Origin of the sequence: Xanthomonas protegens (genome assembly GCF_038442435.1) — a bacterium.
Taxonomy (GTDB): domain Bacteria; phylum Pseudomonadota; class Gammaproteobacteria; order Xanthomonadales; family Xanthomonadaceae; genus Xanthomonas_A; species Xanthomonas_A sontii.
In genome coordinates, this window is sequence record NZ_JAQJCQ010000016.1 from 1 (window position 1) to 17,933 (window position 17,933).

General features: G+C 62.7%; 24 protein-coding genes. 2 read left to right on the forward strand and 22 right to left on the reverse strand.

The window, feature by feature from the left end; all coding sequences use genetic code 11:
- Positions 1-266 precede the first annotated feature (266 nt).
- Positions 267-2,645, reverse strand: a complete 2,379-nt coding sequence (locus tag PIQ37_RS16800) for a TonB-dependent receptor (protein WP_342074330.1) — start codon at positions 2,643-2,645, stop codon at positions 267-269.
- Positions 2,646-3,011: 366 nt separating this feature from the next.
- Between PIQ37_RS16800 and PIQ37_RS16805 the strand changes: the two genes are divergently transcribed.
- A complete protein-coding gene (locus PIQ37_RS16805) occupies positions 3,012-3,773 on the forward strand; it encodes an OBAP family protein (protein ID WP_342074331.1) in 762 nt (253 codons plus the stop codon).
- Positions 3,774-3,788: 15 nt separating this feature from the next.
- Here the strand turns inward: PIQ37_RS16805 and PIQ37_RS16810 are convergent, their stop codons facing one another.
- The 7 genes from PIQ37_RS16810 to PIQ37_RS16840 all read right to left on the reverse strand — a co-directional run bounded on the left by PIQ37_RS16810 (position 3,789) and on the right by PIQ37_RS16840 (position 7,585).
- Positions 3,789-4,076 (reverse strand): hypothetical protein, encoded by a 288-nt coding sequence (locus PIQ37_RS16810; protein ID WP_342074332.1) that lies wholly within the window; start codon positions 4,074-4,076, stop codon positions 3,789-3,791.
- A gap of 58 nt (positions 4,077-4,134) precedes the next feature.
- On the reverse strand, positions 4,135-4,686 hold the full coding sequence (locus PIQ37_RS16815; RefSeq protein WP_342074333.1) for a DUF3828 domain-containing protein: 552 nt from the start codon (positions 4,684-4,686) through the stop codon (positions 4,135-4,137).
- Positions 4,687-4,911: 225 nt separating this feature from the next.
- Positions 4,912-5,358 (reverse strand): hypothetical protein, encoded by a 447-nt coding sequence (locus PIQ37_RS16820; RefSeq protein WP_342074334.1) that lies wholly within the window; start codon positions 5,356-5,358, stop codon positions 4,912-4,914.
- Positions 5,359-5,455: 97 nt separating this feature from the next.
- Positions 5,456-5,848 (reverse strand): hypothetical protein, encoded by a 393-nt coding sequence (locus tag PIQ37_RS16825; protein ID WP_342074335.1) that lies wholly within the window; start codon positions 5,846-5,848, stop codon positions 5,456-5,458.
- A 401-nt stretch (positions 5,849-6,249) separates the two neighbouring features.
- Complete coding sequence (locus PIQ37_RS16830) at positions 6,250-6,702, reverse strand: hypothetical protein (RefSeq protein WP_342074337.1); 453 nt, start codon at positions 6,700-6,702, stop codon at positions 6,250-6,252.
- Between the two features lie 59 nt (positions 6,703-6,761).
- Complete coding sequence (locus PIQ37_RS16835; RefSeq protein ID WP_342074339.1) at positions 6,762-7,043, reverse strand: hypothetical protein; 282 nt, start codon at positions 7,041-7,043, stop codon at positions 6,762-6,764.
- Positions 7,044-7,156: 113 nt separating this feature from the next.
- Entirely contained in the window at positions 7,157-7,585 is a 429-nt protein-coding gene (locus PIQ37_RS16840) for a hypothetical protein (protein WP_342074340.1), read from the reverse strand.
- Positions 7,586-7,840: 255 nt separating this feature from the next.
- Here PIQ37_RS16840 and PIQ37_RS16845 point away from each other — a divergent pair, with 255 nt between their 5' ends.
- Positions 7,841-8,518: a hypothetical protein gene (locus tag PIQ37_RS16845; protein WP_342074341.1), complete on the forward strand. Its 678-nt coding sequence runs from the start codon at positions 7,841-7,843 to the stop codon at positions 8,516-8,518.
- Between the two features lie 336 nt (positions 8,519-8,854).
- Here the strand turns inward: PIQ37_RS16845 and PIQ37_RS16850 are convergent, their stop codons facing one another.
- The 14 genes from PIQ37_RS16850 to PIQ37_RS16910 all read right to left on the reverse strand — a co-directional run bounded on the left by PIQ37_RS16850 (position 8,855) and on the right by PIQ37_RS16910 (position 17,899).
- Positions 8,855-9,313: a T6SS immunity protein Tdi1 domain-containing protein gene (locus PIQ37_RS16850; protein ID WP_342074342.1), complete on the reverse strand. Its 459-nt coding sequence runs from the start codon at positions 9,311-9,313 to the stop codon at positions 8,855-8,857.
- 70 nt (positions 9,314-9,383) lie between these two features.
- Complete coding sequence (locus PIQ37_RS16855; protein ID WP_342074343.1) at positions 9,384-9,563, reverse strand: hypothetical protein; 180 nt, start codon at positions 9,561-9,563, stop codon at positions 9,384-9,386.
- Positions 9,564-9,698: 135 nt separating this feature from the next.
- Entirely contained in the window at positions 9,699-10,112 is a 414-nt protein-coding gene (locus PIQ37_RS20690; protein ID WP_407136609.1) for an ankyrin repeat domain-containing protein, read from the reverse strand.
- Between the two features lie 653 nt (positions 10,113-10,765).
- Positions 10,766-11,164 (reverse strand): Imm10 family immunity protein, encoded by a 399-nt coding sequence (locus PIQ37_RS16860; RefSeq protein WP_342074344.1) that lies wholly within the window; start codon positions 11,162-11,164, stop codon positions 10,766-10,768.
- 98 nt (positions 11,165-11,262) lie between these two features.
- A complete protein-coding gene (locus PIQ37_RS16865) occupies positions 11,263-11,745 on the reverse strand; it encodes a hypothetical protein (protein WP_342074345.1) in 483 nt (160 codons plus the stop codon).
- A gap of 132 nt (positions 11,746-11,877) precedes the next feature.
- Entirely contained in the window at positions 11,878-12,273 is a 396-nt protein-coding gene (locus tag PIQ37_RS16870) for a hypothetical protein (protein ID WP_342074346.1), read from the reverse strand.
- 128 nt (positions 12,274-12,401) lie between these two features.
- Complete coding sequence (locus PIQ37_RS16875; protein ID WP_342074347.1) at positions 12,402-12,863, reverse strand: OmpA family protein; 462 nt, start codon at positions 12,861-12,863, stop codon at positions 12,402-12,404.
- Between the two features lie 85 nt (positions 12,864-12,948).
- Complete coding sequence (locus PIQ37_RS16880; protein WP_342074348.1) at positions 12,949-13,290, reverse strand: hypothetical protein; 342 nt, start codon at positions 13,288-13,290, stop codon at positions 12,949-12,951.
- A 17-nt stretch (positions 13,291-13,307) separates the two neighbouring features.
- The gene (locus PIQ37_RS16885; RefSeq protein WP_342074349.1) at positions 13,308-13,625 is read right to left on the reverse strand and encodes a hypothetical protein; all 318 of its coding nucleotides are present in this window, start codon (positions 13,623-13,625) and stop codon (positions 13,308-13,310) included.
- 281 nt (positions 13,626-13,906) lie between these two features.
- Positions 13,907-14,194: a barstar family protein gene (locus PIQ37_RS16890; protein ID WP_342074350.1), complete on the reverse strand. Its 288-nt coding sequence runs from the start codon at positions 14,192-14,194 to the stop codon at positions 13,907-13,909.
- Positions 14,195-14,549: 355 nt separating this feature from the next.
- Positions 14,550-15,239, reverse strand: a complete 690-nt coding sequence (locus PIQ37_RS16895; protein WP_342074402.1) for a DUF1963 domain-containing protein — start codon at positions 15,237-15,239, stop codon at positions 14,550-14,552.
- Between the two features lie 379 nt (positions 15,240-15,618).
- On the reverse strand, positions 15,619-16,005 hold the full coding sequence (locus PIQ37_RS16900) for a hypothetical protein (RefSeq protein WP_342074351.1): 387 nt from the start codon (positions 16,003-16,005) through the stop codon (positions 15,619-15,621).
- Between the two features lie 452 nt (positions 16,006-16,457).
- Positions 16,458-17,273, reverse strand: coding sequence for an LPO_1073/Vpar_1526 family protein (locus PIQ37_RS16905; protein WP_342074352.1), 816 nt, complete (start codon positions 17,271-17,273; stop codon positions 16,458-16,460).
- A gap of 329 nt (positions 17,274-17,602) precedes the next feature.
- Positions 17,603-17,899: a hypothetical protein gene (locus PIQ37_RS16910; RefSeq protein WP_342074353.1), complete on the reverse strand. Its 297-nt coding sequence runs from the start codon at positions 17,897-17,899 to the stop codon at positions 17,603-17,605.
- Positions 17,900-17,933: the final 34 nt, after the last annotated feature.

Consider the following 17,933-nt stretch of genomic DNA (forward strand, 5'->3'; position numbering starts at 1 on the left):
GGACGGCGTACATCCATGTACGCCGCCCTTCGGGTTTTTCCCCGCGATGGCCGCCGCTTCGGAAGGGAACCCGGTAAATCAGAAGCAACAGCCACAGCCGCAAGCGAGAAGCGAGAAGCGAGAAGCGAGAAGCGAGAAGGCTATGGCTATGGTCAGAGCTAACCGCAACTTACTGCTGCGAAAACGCAAACGGGCGGGAGGACTGTCGCCCTCCCGCCCGCTGGTGCCGGCGTGTGCTGCCGGTGTGGTGCTATGACGTGCTGCGATCAGTGCCAGTGCAGGTTGAACGAGACGCCGACGATGCGCGGTTCGTTGTAGACGGCCGCCATGTAGTTCTCGATCACGCCCTTGAGGTTCTTCTCGTTGGTGATGTTGCGGGCGAACGCGGCCACTTCCCATGCGCCGTAGTCGCCGGTGTAGCCCAGCTTGAGGCCGCCCTCGAAGTTGCCGTTGGAGGTGAACTCGGTGGAGTCGTACAGCACGAAGCTGGTGTAGCCCTGCTTGTTCCAGTCGGTGGCGACGAAGAACGCGCCGCCGTCGTTGACCGGGATGTCGTAGCGCGCAGCCAGGTTGACGTTGTACTTGGGCGCGTTCGGCAGCGGGTTGCCGTCGATCTGTGCGAAGGTGTTGTTGCCGATGCGGATGGTCGGGTCCTTCACCGTGCACACCACCACGCCGTTCAGGCCGCACACCTGCGCATACACGCGCTTGTCCTGGATCTCGCTGTGCAGCAGGCTCAGGCCGGCGGTCAGCGACAGGTTGGGGATCGGGCGCCAGTCCAGGTCCGCTTCCATGCCGTAGGCCTTGGCCTTGTCGGCGTTGAACAGCACGCCGTTGCCGTTGGAGTCGTTGCCGTTGAGCTGGATGTCGTCGACCGTGTAGGTGAAGCCGGTGACGTTCAGGCGCAGGCGGTTGTCGAACAGGTTGCTCTTGATGCCGGCTTCCCACGACAGGATGGTTTCCGAGTCGGCGGTGGTAAAGTCGGAGTTGAACACCGCCGAACGGCCCTGGATGGTCGGGCCGCGGAAGCCGCGGGCGACCTTCGCGTACACGTTGACGTTCGGGTTGATCTCGTACATCGCGCTCAGGTCCCAGCTCGGCTGGGTGTCGGCCAGGCGCACGTCGCGGCGGCCCTTGTAGGTGACCACGCCGGCCGCGGTGTCGGCGGTCTTGAGCAGCTTGGTCTCCTTGCTGTCGCGGGTCTGGCGCACGCCGGCGGTCAGGGTCAGCGCGTCGGTGACCTTGTAGGTCAGCTGGCCGAAGCCGGCCCAGGAGGTGTTGCTGTTGTGCAGGCGCACCCAGTTGTTGGGATTGCGCGCGGCGGTCTGCAGGAAGTAGGCGCGCTGGTAGAAGTCGGTGGTGTCCTTGCCGTCGAAGTAGAACGCGCCGGCCTGCCACTGCAGCGGGGCGTCGCCTTCGCTGGCCAGGCGCAGTTCCTGGGTGTACTGGTCGAGGTCGCGCACCTGGCCCATCGACTGGCCGTAGCCGTTTGGCACGCCGTTGACCGGGAAGTTGGCCGCGGCGCCGCCGTCGGTGTCGCCGCGGCTGTAGCCGGAGGTGGTCTCGTAGGCGCTGATCGAGGTCAGCGAGACGCCGCCGAAGTCGTAGATCGCCTTCAGCGAGGCACCATGGGTCTTGTACGCCTGCGGGTTGTCGTGGGCTTCGTCGTAGGCCACCTGGTCGCGCGGCACGTCGACCTTGTTCGAGCCCTTGCGCAGCGCGCCGCGCAGGAACAGGGTGGAGGTGCCGTCGTAGTCGCGGGTATGGAACGCACCCAGCAACGAGAAGTTTTCGCTCGGCTTCAGCAGCAGCTGCAGGCGCGCGTTGCGGTCGTCGTAGCCGCCCATCGCGTCCTTCTTCGGGGTGACCGTGCCGTCGGCGCTGGGACCGGTGTAGGTGTTGTCCACCCAGTCGTCGCGGTGCTGGTACAGCGTGGACACGCGGAACGACAGCACATCGTTGATCGGGCCGCCGATGCCGCCGTCGACCGAAACCGTGTTGTAGCTGCCGTAGCTGGCGGTGACGCGGCCGGTGTAGTCGTCGCTGGGCTTGATGCTGTCGAACTTGACGATGCCCGCGGTGGTGTTGCGGCCGAACAGCGAGCCCTGCGGGCCGCGCAGCACTTCCACCTGGTCCACGTCGTAGACCGGGTTGGACTTCAGCACCACGTGCTCCAGCACCACGTCGTCCTGGATGATCGACACCGGCTGCGAGGCGCCGAGGTAGAAGTCGATATTGCCCAGGCCGCGGATGTAGAAGCGCGGGAAGATGCGGCCGGTGGTGGTTTCGGCGTAGAAGCTGGGCACGCGGCCGGACAGCGCCAGCAGGGTGTCGTCACCACCGGCGGTGAAGTCGCGCATCGCCTCGCCCTGCACCACGCCCACCGATACCGGCACGTCCTGCAGGTTCTGCTCGCGGTGCTCGGCGGTGACGATGATGGTATCCAGCGAGGTCGCCGCATCGCCATTGCCGGCGACATTGGCCGGGCGGGTCTCGCTGCCGGCCAGCGACGGCGCGCTGTCCTGCGCGGCGGCGGCGGCGGCGACCGAGGCCAGCACCAGGGCGGCGCAGGCCTGCGCCAGGCGGGTACGGGCCGGCGCGGCGCGCGCGGTCAGCGGCCGCGGGGAGAGAGGGGGATGCAGCATGTCGGATCCTTGTGAGCGCGCAAAATCGAGTCCGTTCGGCTTGCGCAGCAGCCCGCGACGGCATGCGCCAGACTGTGGCGCAGCGCGGCACGATATGTCGTCTGTGTTGCACCGCCATTGCAATGACGGCGTGGCGGCCACGGCACGACAGTGCGTGACCGCATCACGTCACGCCACGCCCTCGCAGCGGACATCCGCGGGACCTCATGCATCGCGTCGCCGGCGGGTCGGGTCTGCGCGGCACCACGCCGTGCACACACCCCGGCCACAGTCGATCGACGCAGCGCAGCCGATGCTGCCCCTTGTCGTGCGCCACGCGTCCGGGCCATGCGGCCCACGCCGCCGCGCCGCCTTTGGAGACACCGCATGCGCCGCATCCTGTTCGCTCCCCTGTTGCTGACGTTGGCCGCCTGTGGCCGCGATCGCACCGAACCCGCCACGCAACCGCCCGGCGCGGCCGAGAGCGCCAAGACCCGGGTCCTGGAAGCCGGCGCCAAGGCACTGCAGGACAGTGGCCCCGCCGCGGTGATGGACATCCACCTGATCGGCTTCCACCCGATGCGCGACCACCCGCACCAGCAGATGGAAGCCCACCACTTCTGCCGCCAGGTCAACGAAGAGTTCGCCCAGTGCGCCCTGTTCGACGGCGACACCGCGCAAGCCAACCTCACCGGCGTGGAGTACATCATTTCCGAGCATTTTTTCCAGCGACTGCCGCCGGAGGAGCGCCGCTATTGGCATCCGCACAACGGCGAGATCCTGTCCGGGCAGTTGTCCGCGCCCGGCCTGCCGCTCACCGCGGAGAAGGCGCTGATGCGCAGCAAGCTCAACAGCTACGGCAAGACCTGGCACACCTGGCATTCGCGCGACGGCGCGAAGCCCGGCGATACCTTGCCGCTGGGCGAACCCATGCTGGCCTGGTCGTTCAACCGCGACGGCGAACTGCAGCCGGACCTGCAGGCCCGCCGCGACGCCATCGCCCCGCACCGCAGCGCCGAACTGCGCGCCGACCGCCAGGACCTGACGCCGCTGGCCAAGCCACAGCAGGGCGTGGACCTGCTGCGCGACGCGTTTCCCGCGGCGACGCCGATTCCCGGGGTGGTGGAGGCGGGCACTCGGGAACGATAGAACCCGCCGTGCCATTCAGGCCGAAGCGTCAGGTTCTGCGCGACGGTATGCCACGTGCTGCAGGGGCTGCAGCGGCGTCGGCATCGGCACGGCGACATGCACTTCTTCGAGGTCCCAGCGCGCCGGAAAGTCCGCGATCACTTCGGTGGCGGCGCACGAGCAGCTTTCGCGCGGCGCTTCCATCGGCGGGCCGTCGTATTCGAAGCGCAACCGGACCACGCGGCGCGCCTGGTCGGCCTCGATCGAGGCCTGCCGCAGTTGCTGGTGCACCTCACCAAGCAGGGCGCGCTGCAGGCTCAGCAATAACGCGGTACGGCTGCCGACGTCATCCATTGTGCTTCCCTCGTCTACGCCGGCGGCGTCATTGCGTGCAGCGCTGCGCCGCAAAGTCGGCCAGGCGTCGGGTGAGCGTTCCTTCCTGCCAGGCGATGTCCAGAATCACCCAGCGACCGTCCTGGCGGCCGAGCACCACCGTGTCCGTCCACTGCAGGCCGTCGACGGCCAGGCGGGCGCGTACCCGCGCGGTGTCGCCCTTGGCCTGTGCGGTCGTCGAGACCAACGCCGTCGGTTGGTCCGGCCACAGGAAGAAGGGGCTCTGGTCGAGCATGTGCGGCTTGACGTCTGCAGGCACAAGTTTGGCGCAGGCCGCCTCGTAGGCGCGCTGCGCCTCCAGCGCCGCGAACAGTTCCCGCCCCAGCAGATGCCGCACCTGCGCAACGTCGCCATCGGCGCGCTGGGGCGCGATCGCCCAGGCGTAGAACGTCTGAACCGCGCGCGCCGGCGACTCGCCCGCGATGGCGGCGAACGCGCTCAGCCACAGACTCATCGCACACAGAAAACGCATTGCCCTCATGGATTGCCAACACCTTGAGCCGCCAGGCGCGGCACGGCGATCCTCGGTCAGCCACTGCACGCCGTCAATGCGAGCGCTGCCTCGTGCGCCAGCGGCCGGCGTGGCCGCAGCAACCAGATGCCTAGGTAACAGGAGACATCCGATCTCACCGGGACGCCAACCACGTAGGGGCGGCTTCAGCCGCGACAGGCTTTACCGGGAATGCCCGTCGCGGCTGAAGCCGCTCCTACAAGGCCACGACACATGCCGCTCAATCGCAGCGAAAGCGCGTCGCCAGGGCATCCTTCAGTCGCTGTCCACCCCGAGCACGCTCAAACGCAGCGGCGGTGCATCCGGCGTGGTCGGCGCATGCGCCAGGGTTCCGGTCACCCGCACCACCTGGCCGACGCCTTCTTCGCGCAGGTGTGCGGCTTGGTCCGCGGTGACCGCCAGCCGCAGCTGGCGCACCTGCTCGTGCCGCGGCTGGCGACCATCCGCCGACGCCGCCACGCACAGCGGCTGCGGCAGGATCAGTATCTCTTCCTGGGTCGCTGCCGCACCGGCAGCGGCGTCCGGATGCGCATGCGTGTGCGGGGCAGTAGGCACGGCGGCGTCGGTGGGCGACGGCGCGAGAGTCCCGGACAGGGTGACCTGAGTCGGTCCATACGGCAGGCAATGCTTGGGCGCCGCCATCAGCTCGGGCGAGGTGCCGATCAGCAGCAACGGGAACAGCGACAGGGTACGGATCGGCATGGTGGCACGCGGATGGAGAGGGGCCGCCGAGCATACCCAAGCGCGATGGCGCGTGTGCTGCAGTCCGCGCCATCGCGCCGGGCAGCCGTATTGGCGGTCAGGATTCGCGTTCGACCACCACGTCGGTGAACCGCGGTTCCGCCGCGATCAGCGCATGCAGCCGCGCAAAGCACGGATCGTCGTCGCGCATCGCATGGCGGCCGAGCAGCCGCTCCCAGAACGAGCGCTCCTTGTCGATCTGCAGCATCCAGGTATGGTTGCCATCGACCTCTTCCTCGGCGTAGGCACCGACCAGGTAGGTGCGCCCCTGGCATTCCGCTTCGGACGCCCAGCCCCAGTCCTCCGGGTCCGGTTCGGACAGGACCATGGCGTCGCCCACACGCACGCGCAGCCAGTCCAGCAGCGAGCTGCCGCGGATCGGATTGATGGGATTCTCCGGCTCGGCGCTCACCTCGAGCAGGCGGGAGCGGAAATGGATGACAGGATGCATGCGGCAGCTTGACTCTCGAACGATCGGGGGGCGGACGCGCGCATCGCCGCGGCTGCGTCATGGCGCGCAGGCGCGGATGGGCGGTCCCGGAGGGTAACGCACGCGCGGCGGTCCAGGTGGACAGCGGTGCGGCACGTCATGTAGCTCGTGCGGCCTACGCAGGCGCCTGCGGCACGCAGAGACGGCACTCGCAGCACCCAGCGACCAGCGCCGGACACCCTGGTGCCGCAACCGGCCAGATCCATTGCAGCATGCCCGCATGACAACTCATCGCATCCGTCGTAGACAGCACGCGCGCCCAGAGACGCCCTGAGACCGATCGCAGCGCCACGCCATCCACAGGGCGGGCGGCGGTTGTCGCGGTTGCACTGAAACGGCCGCGACGCGGCGGCGGCACCGCGTCATGGTGTTGGCTCCGGCTCCGGCTGCAGATCCGGCTCGAACGGGCGATCGGGCAGACGTTGCCCACACCAGGGACAGAACTGCACGCAGATCGCGTCATTGAGATACCAGGTCGGATCCTCGCCACGGAACAACTCGAATCCGATCCGCACCACCCTGCCCGGCTTGGTCACTGCCTCGAACATGCTGAAGCAGCAGTAGCGAGCGACGCGCTCGCGCCACGCGCCGCTCTCGGGAAACTGCGCCTCCAGCCAGAGCGCGCTCCAGGCCTGGCATGCCGTGCATTGCGCCAGATGCGACAGCGCAGCGTAGATCGGTGGATCAGGAAAGTGCTCCTCTTCCACCTCGATCAAGCCTTCGAGCGCCATCACCAGTTCGGGCCTTTGGTGAATCTGATCGCGCAGCGCCGACAGCGTGTGTCGGGTGATGAAGCAGGTGCCGGAATGTGGCATCGGTGCAATCCTTTGCAGTCCAAGGCCAGGGAGCGTAGCGCGGTGCAGCCGCTTCGAGGTTAAGCGCCCGCCGCGCTCCACAGCGCATAGCCCAACAACCCAAAGCCCACCAGGGAAAACCCGCCCCAGAAGGCCGCCGCGTCGGCCGAGACCACGCGTGGGGCCAGATAGGCGCTGCGCTTGCCGGATTTGCTGCGCCGTTTGCTGCTCCACGGTTCCACGCTGTAGTAGCCGAACGAGAACGCCGGCACCACGAGCATGCCGACGACATAGCACAGACCGTAGAGGACGATCTCGACCAGCGGGCGCAGGACCACCTCGGTCAACAGGCTTGCGGGCATGGTGTCACCTGATCCAGACAGAAGTGATGTGCGGCGTTGGCCACGCCGCTGCGCCGAGGCTCTATGCGATGCTCGCCGAGCGGGCACTGGCCGTCAACGGCCGGCGCCCTCGATCAGCGGCTCTCGCTCAGCAGCCGCTGCACCAGCTCGAATCCGAGCACCGACATCGACGGATAGCGCGCGTACTCGTCCACCGACAGCATCCGAACGAAGGTGCTGCCTTCTTGCAGGGCGCCGGCGATGTGGAAGGTCAGCAACTCCCTGGCGTCTTGGGGCAGCGGCGCGTGGCCGACGATCTGCCATTCGCCGCTCCTGAGTTTCTGGGTGCCGGTAAACAGCAATCGGATGTCCTTGTCGCCATCGCGCACCGGCAGCGGCTGTGCCGGCGACGCGCCAAGCGTCGGTTCCGATGCCTGCTGTTCCAGCACACAGAAGCCGACCACCTTGCGATAGTCGCCCTGCGGCGCCCACAGTACTTGGCAGAGCGTGTACGTCCCCGCATCCAACGGGACCGCGAAGACATCGCCCGCCCGGTACTTCACTGCGATTCCATCGCCCTCTGAAATCTGGACCGCGGCAAGGGTATCCCCGCGGCGCGCCTGATGGCAGCCACCTTACAGGTCGAGGTGTTCTTCGGTGTCGCGGCGGCTGGCCGGCGCGCATGGGTTACGGAGGCCACGCCACGCAGCACAGCAGCGGTGTCCGGCGGACGGCACGAGATCCTCGCCTGCCGATTCGCTCGCCACCGGTTCACCCGGCATGCACCACACTATTGCCCCACCTCTGGAGCGACTGTGATGCACAAGACCTGGCTGCTCGCCTTGTTGGCGGTTCCCGCACTGGCCTACGCGGCGCCGGACGAGGACAAGGCGATGTGCCGCAACGGCGGCTTCCCCATGAGTACGGCCGGGTTCTCGCTCGCCAAGGTCGCGGTGCCGCGCCTGTACCTGCTCAACGACGACGACGGCTGCCCGGCCAAGGGCGAGGCCGCGTGCCGGCAGCGCGCCTATGTGGTCAAGGACGACACCGTGATCCTGGCGCAGCGCCAGGGCGGCTTCGTCTGCGCGTTCTACCCCAACAAGGTCGGCGGCAGCGCCGGCTGGATGGCGGTGTCGAGTGTGCAGCCGCTGCCGGCGACGGCCGCGCCGAAGCCGCAGGCCTGGGTCGGCCAGTGGCACGACGGCGACAACGAACTGCAGCTGATCGCCAACGGCGACGGCACCATCACCGCCAACGGCGATGCCTACTGGCCCAGCGCCAACCCGACCCCAGATCAGGCGCCTGGTGGGCCGCACCTTGGTGCCGTGACCGCGCGCGGCTTTCCGGAAGGCAATCGTCTGGAACTCAGCCAGGACGACTGCAAGGTCCGCCTGCAGCTGGTCGGCGACCTGCTGGTGGCCTCGGACAACCTGGAGTGCGGTGGCGCCAACGTCAGCTTCAATGGCGTGTACCGGCGCAAGGCGGCGAAGCACTGAGGCGAGCGTCTGCGGCTTTCGCGGTGCATGTGATCCGGGCGGCGACGTCGTGCCGCCCGGGTTGTTGAAAGCGTACCTTCAGATGCCCGGCCATAGCCCTATCAAGCGACTCCGCCAGGCGTCGCTGCCCAGGAACGCAGAGACCACATGGACGCTGGCGCCGATCGCAAGCAGCACGCACGCGCCCGACCGTACCGGAGACGCAGGGTCAACGCCCACGCAGAACGCGGCAACACCAAGCAGCGCGCCTGCAAGCAGGCACAACGCACGTGCCGATCGACGACTTGCGTGCGACATCCCCATCAGCCATGCCTTGCAAAATCGCTCGGGTTCACGTCACAACCCCACGCTTTGCGCGACCAGGTCCGCAAAGACCCACACATCGCCCTTGTCGTACGTCTCGGGCGCTTCCGTTCCGCCCAGCGTCGGATACGGTTGCGGGATATAGATCTGCCCGGGCTTCAACGGGCCAAGACGCGCCGCGATCGCCCGTACATGGTCGCCGCGCAACACATACGCCTCGAAACCCGGATCGCGCAGGATGGCCGCCTCGAACGCCGCGGTGGAGGCATGTGCGCCATACGACTTGCCGGCGGCCTTGAACGGATGCAGCACCGCGTAATCCTGGCTGGCCGGATCATGCAGAAAGAAGAGACCGAGACTCGAATAGCCGACCACGGCGGTATACGCCGGGAACGCGTCCGCCCACGGGCCGAGCACCTCGTGCGATTCCGGCGTGATCAGGTAATACAGTGGGACGTTCGTCGCGTCAGCGCGCTCTGTACTCTGGCTCATTGGAGACCTTGCGGCGATGGCGCGCCAGGATACCAAGCCACGCGCATCCGCCTGCTGTCAGCGTGTTCACCTAGGCCTTGGCAGTGGCTCCGTAGCACTTGGCCGATCCGTCCAGGAAGAACTGCACGTCGCGCGCCTGGCACCAGGCCTCCAACTCGGCCTTGAACACCGGCCACAGGTCGCACGCCCATGCAGGTGCACTCTGCGCCCAGGCATGCTCGGTGGGCACGTAGACCGTAGGCACGCCCATCGGGAAATCCAGTACAAACTCGCCTTCCGGGCCGGTGCAGACGAGTTCTTCTTTCCAGCGGGGTTGGAATTGGAATGTGGTCATGGGTCCGTTAGCGGCAGGTGGATGCGATCTCGCACGAACAAGGTACTGTGCCTATCTTCCGCCATGCTCAAGCAGCAGTTGCAGGATGGCCGGGGAAGCCATGCCGCGTGCAATTCCCGTTGGGGTCACCGACTCTCCTTCCAGAAGATTAGGATCTGCCCCATATTTCAGTAGCAAGCGAACGAGGTCGGCGTTCCCGTTCCTCACTGCCAGTGCGAGTGGGGAGCTGAACTCACCTGGAAGGCGAACGCACTCTGTGATCTGCGCATAGCCACGACCGTTTGGGTCCGCGCCTCCTTCAAGCAAAAGTTCTACTCCTGTCCAATCCTCGAACGCCACGGCCCTATTGAGGAAGTGATACTCGTACGCGGCTTTGCAGCGATCTTTGGCGAAGAGGTCTTTGGCATCGACGGCGGGTGGCAACACGCTGAGCGCCAACACGGCGAGTAGAGAGACCCTTTTCATATTGCAAGTTGCCTCTTTTGAGTCGATCCGCGCGAATTGTAGTTGGTTTGAATGAATTCCAGTCTATAGGACGGAACCACATGACTCCAATCAATACGCTACGACTTCTCCAAACGACCGCCCAGTTTGCACAGGCCGCCAACACGCTCTTGGTTCAGTAGAGGCGCCAGTCCCAGCCTTCAGCTCAGCGGCACAGCGCTGGTTGACTACCAGGTGGTCGCGCATGGCTCACCATGCCCCGCAACTTAGTTTGCCCTTGTACGTCTTGCCGCGCACGGTCAAGGTCGTGTCCGGCCCAGCTCCCCTTAGCCTGAAGCTCGGTGGAAGCGAGGGATCGCCTGGATTGGCGTAGGTCAGGTCAATCCTGCTAGCGCTCTGATCCAACGCAACGACTTTGTAGGAACCTTGCGGAAGAATGCGTGGCCCATTCTTGTCTTGAATGAGGATCCCACCAATCTTGTCGTAGCCAAGAAATTCCAGATCCGGCACTGGTGCGCCGGGCGGCGCTTAGAACGCCCACATCGTACTGCTGGCCACGGCCGAGGACGCGGCCAGGAAAAGCGCAGTGACAAGGGCAAGTAGCATCTAGCCCTCCTTTGCCGTTAATGCCGAAGGATCAAGCCCGCGAGCGAGTATGGGTCGGATACGACACTTTAAGCATCGGTCACCAAGAGGCAATCGCTTCCCGCGAATATGCAACGAAGGGCAGCCTGCAATGTCAGGTACTCCGGCGGTGTCAACTGGAACACGATCGTGAGAATCCCCAAACCAGCCAGTGCCACCGGCGAATCTGGAACGAATGTAATCCGCGCGTGGCCAGGGCTGAGCAGAAACTGGGAGACGCCGCCGTAGCCCGAGGTTTCCTGGCCGCACCATTCGACATGATAGGTGTCCATGCTCAACGCCACGTCCTGCTCGTCGAACGAGAATGCGCGCTGGAGCAGGAGATAGGTCGTGGTATCGAGCACTTGGTCGGCGAAGCCGACCAGATGGCACTCCCCCTCTGGGTGTTCTACAGCGATGCTGCTCGCTTGAAGTACGAATGACGACATGCCGATGCTCGCTCCTCATTCGCCATATTCCACAGATTAGAAGAGGCCAAGAGCGAACTCCCAAGAAAGCGTGCTCTGAGCCGTATTTTCCGCATAGGCTATTCAGCGCGGTTGAAGCGGTTCATCGTGATCGCCGGCTCGCCGTTGATGTTCAACCAGACCACGGTTTCGGTCATCGTCTTGCCGTCAGGGGCGACGGTGTAAGTGCGTGTCGTGCGTGGCATTCCCTTCAAGTAGAAGGCGGCGACCATCACGTTCGGCGCCGGCAGCCATACGGCCGTGGTGTCGACCGTCGGGTAGCCTTTGCTTGGGACTGCGGTTCCGTCTAGCGGATAAATGGCGACGGCATGGATGTCATGCCCATCGCCACCGACGATGTCGGCATTCGTCTGCCACTTGCCCTTGCCCACATCGCTGTAGGTGAGCGTGGCGCTTTTCGGCCGCTTGTCGGGCGGCACCGGCATGCTTGCGACATCGAGCACCCATTTGCCGAGCAATGGGGACTTGGAGGATTGGGTGAGCGCGGGCGCGCTGCAGGCCAGGCCCAGGATCAGCAGCAGTACGACGAGATGCTTTTTCATACTTTCTCTCCAGCGGCTTAGGCGCATTGTTGCATAACCTTGTCGTAGCGGTTCTCAAGTCATCGGACACAAGAAATTCCGAGATGACACGAATCATCTCTGCATGCGATTTCTTTCCTCGCGTAGCAACGGCTAGCGCCACGCCGAGTAAGTCGTCACATGGGTGCGTTCGAGTCGTCCATCCGCGTCCGTGTCCATCTCGATCACATAGCCAGACTTTCGCAGCAGCGATTCTTCGGTGGCGATGACGCATCGCAGCCGCCGGGGTGCCGTTTCCTGGCAGGCGTCGAAGAAGTAGTCGCTCGAACCTTCGACAGTCGATCCTGCAAGATGGCGGTCAAGGCCACGTTGCAGCTGCTCCGCATCATAGGTCCGATAGGGACGGTCGAACGGCAAACCGGACGCGGCATACACCAGCTGCCACGGCGCTTCGCAGGCACAAGGCGTCGGCGAATAGCCGAAGAGCATGAACCCTGCGACACACGCCAGGATGGTCGCTGCTCCAAGCGCATGCATACGTCGCTTCATGCCGTGGGTGCCTAGGTCGATCTGCGATGGGGTAGGAGTTGCCTTGCCTCGCCGACCGGGGTTCAAGACGGGCGAACTAGCGTGCGTCAACGGTCCAGCTTATCCCTACAGGGATCTCTCTCATTGCATCAGCACGTCTTGCCGAGCGTGACCAACAGGTGCACTGCCCTGTCAGGGGGCGCATCATCCTGCGGTCGCGCAATCGGACTGCTGGTGCTGGCGGCGACGATGGTCTTGATCTGGCAAGCGGGAATGCCCTGCTCCAGCAGATAGTCATAGACCAATTCGGCGCGACGTGCCGACAGCATCATGCACGATGCAGGGCTGCACTCAGTTGCGTTCGCTCTCCCCATCAAGTCATAGGCGACGTTCGGATACTCCTTCATGATCGAGACATTCACTTGTAGATTCTCGAGTTGAAGTCCACTCGCGTTATCCATGGAGTCCTCAAGGTTCTCCCCTACAAGCGGATGTCCTTGTCGGAAGTTGACCGGTCGCCAGTCAAGCGACATCGACTGTGCCGGACATGCCACTAGCACGGCGGCGAAGAGCGTCAAGATCTTCAGTGCGGCAGCGCGGGTCGCTTGCATGTGTCATCTCCTTATTGAATCGATTGGCGGCGCGATCCGCTTCGCAACTCAGCAACGATGGTACGACTAGCTAGTCGGCTACGCTTCATCCGGATCGCATGTCGCACAGCGCGGCACTTTCTCCACATTTCCTGCGTCTCCATCGATAGACGAGACAGGCCGAGCCGTTGAGGAGCCCCCAGCACAACGCGGGAATCCAGGCACAGCCGGCGGCACGCAAGGCCGCCTCCATTCCCTGCGATGTGATCGCGTCCGGTCCCAATCCATCCCGCAGGAACCAGTCGACGCAAAGCAGACAGAGGAACGTCATGGTCGACGTAAACAGGAACAGCCACAACGCCAGGCGGGATGGGAAGACGAACGCCACGACGAAGGCCGCTCCGGCACACGCAACCAGCGTGAGGAATCCGATCACAGATGCCTGCATGACATGCATCGCGCCGCTCACCACTTCCCAAAGTAGGACGAAATGTCGAAGTAGACCTCGCGCTCCTCGCCGGAGGGCAGCACGATCGTGATGAGGTCCATGGCCGACGGCTCAAACAATAGCGACTGCGATTTGATGCGCGCGCCGGGGTAGTGCTGATCGAGCCATCTGCGTTGCGCAGCGATGCCGGCGCCTTCGCTATGCGCCGCGGACAGATCGACAGGACGGTCCGGCGACGCGCCATCGCCATGTGCGATGGCCGGCCGCGGCGACGGCGCGGAGTGACATGCCACAAGACCCGCCAGCAGGACCAAAGACAGCAGCCCGCACTTCATATCACACCCCCTAATGTGATCGACCAGACAGCTGGATCAGAGTAGACCTGTCGGCGCACTGCGCACAATAGCGCGCAGTCTGGCTAGGACTTCGCTTGATGCATCACTCGATCAACTGCGCACCTGGTCCCGCAGCCTTCTCCGCCGGACGTCGCTAATGGCATTGTCACGCAAGCGCACGATCGTCCGCGAACTTCCAAAAGTGCCGCACACAACAAAGTGAACTCTGACCCGTATTTTTCCAAGCGACGCGCGACAGTGCGTGCACCTTGAACGGGATGTTAGGTATACACGACTGTTGAAGAAAGAAGGGGATACATATCGGACATGTCCTCGAGGCACTTGCACATCAGTTGCGCATCCGTGGGCATGCACAATGAAAACTGCTGCCAGCCGTCTAGAACTAGTTGCTCAGGCATTTCTACCAGACCGGTGATGGCGTCCCAAAATGCATTCCAATTGCGGCCATACCAGCTAGGGAAGCCGAGCGACTCCATGAGAAGGGCATGCAGATCCTTCGCGGACGTTACGTTTCCAAGCTCAATTCGAACCACAGGGACGCGTGCCATGAGATTTGCTTGATATCTAGATTAAGCCACGCCACGAAGTGGCGTCGGTTTGAATGAGTTGTTAGGCGCCGGAGTCATGCTGCAGCTCTGAAAATGAGATCTTGGAAGTCTTGCAGACGATGTGCACCGCCGTAGGCGTAACTAGCATTGTACATCGCCAGTGACTCGTCTAGCCCCTGCTAGTCCCGCCACCATTGTCCGCATCTGGAAAATCTTGAAGGACAAGCGCTACGCCATTGAGTATAACTGGGGTCAGAACGAACTTTAAAATCGTCGCGCATGCGAAGTGTACTTTGACCCCTGTTTTCCCGCTCAACTGCGTACTTGTTGCCGCTGCCTTCTCCGCCGGGCGTCGCTAGTAGCACTGCCACGCAAGCGCCCACTCGTCCTCCTTGCCGGGCGCGGTTCCGCGGCCGAAGTAGCCGACGCCGCCGTCGCCCCACATCCAGCGGCCCTTGTCCGTGGAGTCGATCTGGAAGACGAATTCCGGCGACGCGGGATGGCGCTTGAACGGCGCCCAGAAGATCTCGGCCTGGATCAACGTCGGCCATCCTCCCAGCTTGAAGCCATCCAGGTTCCGGAAGAGATCGTGGTAGCGCGCTTCGATGTCTGCCGGCAGATCCATCGGCGCATCCTCCCAGCACGGGTAGTCGTCATGGAAGACATGCGGCCGCATCGGAAATGCGCTGATGGGCGAATCGGTGTGACGTGGCGCCAGCGGGACCAGTCCATCGAGCCGCTTGTAGGCCCGCAGACACCACCCTTTCCCGTTGGGCGTATCGACCGGGAGCGTATCGGGACCGATGAACACCGCAATCAGTGCGATATCCGCGAGGCGGGCCGGCCGCAGCGGCAGGTCGCTGACGTTGATCTGACATAGCGCGTGCATCGGCCGTCCCGCCGTCTCCGGCCATGCCTCGCCCGGCGCGCAGACGTTCACGCGACCGAACCAACTCGCCAGTGGATCGTCGGGCGGCCGGAATCCGCCGATCTCCAGGATGACACCCGTGCGGGCGAGTTGGGTTTTGAGATCGTCGAGCTTCATCGTCACGTGTGCCTCTTCTGCATCCAATCCAGGTCGGAACATGTCGCGATGGTCATAGCCAAGTGGCGCCAGCGCGGAAGGCGCTTGGATTGGCGCCGGCCGCTCGGCGCATGGATCAGAACCGGGGTCAGAGTGGACTTTCCAAGAAAAGTGCACTCTGACCCCTGTTTTGCAAGTCCCGGAAAGTAATAGTCACTGTTTTTAAAAGGTAGGGTCGAACCGTGTTCGTCCCCAAGCACGCGGCCACCCAACGACCGGATGACGTGGGCGAGCTCTTGCTCAACGTCAATGTGAGGATGAGGCTGGCCCACAGAACTAAGGCCTGGATCAAGCCGCGCCGCGGAGCGGCATCTGCTTTGACGAATTCTTAGCTGTTTGGCTAGACCGAGGGATCATATGCCTGTCCCTGTTCGTTCCAGACGATTTCATGATCCTCGACGGCCACGCGCCAAGTTGCTGCCCTGACCACACGCCTGAGATCAGACAGGCAGGCGCACCAATGCTGCACGCCCTCCCAAGTTGCGTTCTCCGTATTGCCCGGCAACTTTGTTGCGCCCTGGAACACCGGCACGGCTCGGAACAGTTTCCCTGGCTTCGGGTTGGTGGCGTAATGGAAAGATTCCCAATTGAGTCCGGTGCCACCTGCAATGAGTGCTTCAATTGCCGAGTCAACGGAGTACCTCTCGGTAATGGAAGCTATCGCTGCGAGCTCTTCGGGCGACAGAAGCTTGCGCCGCTCGGCTGTGTAATAGATGGAGATCGACATAGTTCCCTCAAACAGCTAATGCTTGAATTAAGCCGTGCCGCTGAGAGGCGAGCATGCCACAGATCGTGGTCTTAGGGCTTGCCCGAGGGCTAGCCGCTGGGTATGAGCGAGACGGAAGGCAATGAGCGCAGTGGAGCAACGAAGCCGGCGACGGAACGGGGCGATCCGATGGCGGGGAGACAAAATTGGAACTGGTGGAACTGGGTCAAAGCACAATTTCAATGGTGTCGCGCACAAAAGTGCGCTCTGACCTTTTTTACTCCATTTTCTGACGGATCACATCGAATCGAAGTTGATGTAGCTGCAGGTCCCGCGCATTACCGAGGCCTTTGTGATTAGCACATTTTCACCAGCGCGGCTAGTGGTGCTGATGTATTCCAGCGGGAAACAGGGGTCAGAGTTAACTTTTAAAGATGTCACACACAAGAAAAGTGCACTCTGACCCCTGTTTTTCACGTCCAGTCACCGAAGTTCGTGTTCGTGCCCGTCAGGGAGTCAGAAGCAAAGACGCCGACCAGCTGCCCCACCGTTGTTAGATCAACTGACTGAATGCCCTTTTGCCAAAGATCCTGCACATGTCGTGCGATCGGCAAGTTCATCATCTCAGGATCAAAAACCCCATAATTTTTTTTATTCATTACAAGACTTAAGTCCTTGGAAACGATCGGCAAGTTTTTCAGACAGGACAATGACTCGAGGTGGGACAAGTCCAGAGGACTAAAAGTTAGGTCCTTGTATGGCTCCATGCGTTGCTCAAACCAACTAGCAAAAGCATCAGCAGCAAGAGGTTGCTGCGGCCCGATATGCATGAGGTCAGCAATGAAGGCTAGCAACTTGAGTTGGCGAGGGGTTAGATAGCCTATAATATCCAAAGCCATTTTTGTTGCCATCGCCTTAACGCTTTGAGGCGGCTCCCTCATTCGTTCGGATAGCATCCTGGCAAGGATTTCGTGAGTTTCGCCATCGGACGTTTGCGCTGCGGTTAGCATCGCCTTCTGCAGTGCGACGGCAAAATCTGGTTGCTCTTGTGCGTTTTCGATCTGCTCTGCCGTGACGCCGCCAGACTCTTCGAGTTGCTTAACTCTGTTTGCTAAGTGAACCAAGAACTCCGACGTGTTCTTGTGCGCTTCCTCAGCGGCTTTTGGCCGATGATCTAAGAAATAGGTCGTAATCCACTTTTCACCGGAGTCCCAAGCTTTTTCTACAAACTTGCCAGCTGCGCCGCCGACTGCGGCTCCTAAAGCTACAAGTGACAACGGATCCGCCATAGATAGCGACCTTTATTATGGAACAATGCTGGCCCGCGAAGCGGGTTCGACTTTAATGATTTGTTAGGTCTTGGCCCATGCCTTCCGAACCACTCCAATGGCTTCTTGCAAGGCTTAAAGCGGGACTAATATACATTATTGGGGAACTGGGTCATAGTACTCTTCTAGAGGCTAAAGCAGGGAAAGTGCATTCTGACCCCTTTTTTGAGACTCGGCGATCATATTTCCTTGCAATGGCTAACGTTTTAGGTAAAAGGCGCTGTGCGGAGCTTTATCGCGCAGCGTCCAGCGCCGGAGGGAGCGGCTTTGACCACAGTGTTAGCCATGAATTACCTAGAAAGCCAATCTTTCCACCCGTGCAACTGCACTGCAACTTTAAAGAGCTTTTCAACATCCGATGCTGCGCCAAGCTCCCGAGAGTTAAGGGTCACGGTGCACTTCCCTGTATCTGAATCAATGCTAATCGATTCGGCCCTGATTGGATCATCTCTGTGCCAAGCGGAATCTTCAAATTCAAACCCTACCTGTGGGGAGACTTCTGACTCGACGTCCTTCGCGACATACTTGCTTACGAGGCCGGTGCTCTGCGAATTGAAATAGATGTTGCGAACTAAGGTGAATTTCATGATCGGTTCCTTTTCGTGAGATTGCAAATGGCCA

Bases quoted from the DNA above. Each gene is read 5' to 3' on its own strand.
- PIQ37_RS16895 (WP_342074402.1), bottom strand. From the start codon at position 15,239: ATGAAGCTCGACGATCTCAAAACCCAACTCGCCCGCACGGGTGTCATC.
- PIQ37_RS16850 (WP_342074342.1), bottom strand. From the start codon at position 9,313: ATGAGCCAGAGTACAGAGCGCGCTGACGCGACGAACGTCCCACTGTAT.
- PIQ37_RS20690 (WP_407136609.1), bottom strand. From the start codon at position 10,112: ATGAAAAGGGTCTCTCTACTCGCCGTGTTGGCGCTCAGCGTGTTGCCA.
- PIQ37_RS16845 (WP_342074341.1), top strand. From the start codon at position 7,841: ATGCACAAGACCTGGCTGCTCGCCTTGTTGGCGGTTCCCGCACTGGCC.
- PIQ37_RS16825 (WP_342074335.1), bottom strand. From the start codon at position 5,848: ATGCATCCTGTCATCCATTTCCGCTCCCGCCTGCTCGAGGTGAGCGCC.
- PIQ37_RS16870 (WP_342074346.1), bottom strand. From the start codon at position 12,273: ATGAAGCGACGTATGCATGCGCTTGGAGCAGCGACCATCCTGGCGTGT.
- PIQ37_RS16865 (WP_342074345.1), bottom strand. From the start codon at position 11,745: ATGAAAAAGCATCTCGTCGTACTGCTGCTGATCCTGGGCCTGGCCTGC.
- PIQ37_RS16820 (WP_342074334.1), bottom strand. From the start codon at position 5,358: ATGCCGATCCGTACCCTGTCGCTGTTCCCGTTGCTGCTGATCGGCACC.
- PIQ37_RS16835 (WP_342074339.1), bottom strand. From the start codon at position 7,043: ATGCCCGCAAGCCTGTTGACCGAGGTGGTCCTGCGCCCGCTGGTCGAG.
- PIQ37_RS16855 (WP_342074343.1), bottom strand. From the start codon at position 9,563: ATGGGCGTGCCTACGGTCTACGTGCCCACCGAGCATGCCTGGGCGCAG.
- PIQ37_RS16905 (WP_342074352.1), bottom strand. From the start codon at position 17,273: ATGGCGGATCCGTTGTCACTTGTAGCTTTAGGAGCCGCAGTCGGCGGC.
- PIQ37_RS16885 (WP_342074349.1), bottom strand. From the start codon at position 13,625: ATGAAGTGCGGGCTGCTGTCTTTGGTCCTGCTGGCGGGTCTTGTGGCA.
- PIQ37_RS16890 (WP_342074350.1), bottom strand. From the start codon at position 14,194: ATGGCACGCGTCCCTGTGGTTCGAATTGAGCTTGGAAACGTAACGTCC.
- PIQ37_RS16900 (WP_342074351.1), bottom strand. From the start codon at position 16,005: ATGTCGATCTCCATCTATTACACAGCCGAGCGGCGCAAGCTTCTGTCG.
- PIQ37_RS16805 (WP_342074331.1), top strand. From the start codon at position 3,012: ATGCGCCGCATCCTGTTCGCTCCCCTGTTGCTGACGTTGGCCGCCTGT.
- PIQ37_RS16860 (WP_342074344.1), bottom strand. From the start codon at position 11,164: ATGTCGTCATTCGTACTTCAAGCGAGCAGCATCGCTGTAGAACACCCA.
- PIQ37_RS16875 (WP_342074347.1), bottom strand. From the start codon at position 12,863: ATGCAAGCGACCCGCGCTGCCGCACTGAAGATCTTGACGCTCTTCGCC.
- PIQ37_RS16910 (WP_342074353.1), bottom strand. From the start codon at position 17,899: ATGAAATTCACCTTAGTTCGCAACATCTATTTCAATTCGCAGAGCACC.
- PIQ37_RS16880 (WP_342074348.1), bottom strand. From the start codon at position 13,290: ATGCAGGCATCTGTGATCGGATTCCTCACGCTGGTTGCGTGTGCCGGA.
- PIQ37_RS16830 (WP_342074337.1), bottom strand. From the start codon at position 6,702: ATGCCACATTCCGGCACCTGCTTCATCACCCGACACACGCTGTCGGCG.
- PIQ37_RS16800 (WP_342074330.1), bottom strand. From the start codon at position 2,645: ATGCTGCATCCCCCTCTCTCCCCGCGGCCGCTGACCGCGCGCGCCGCG.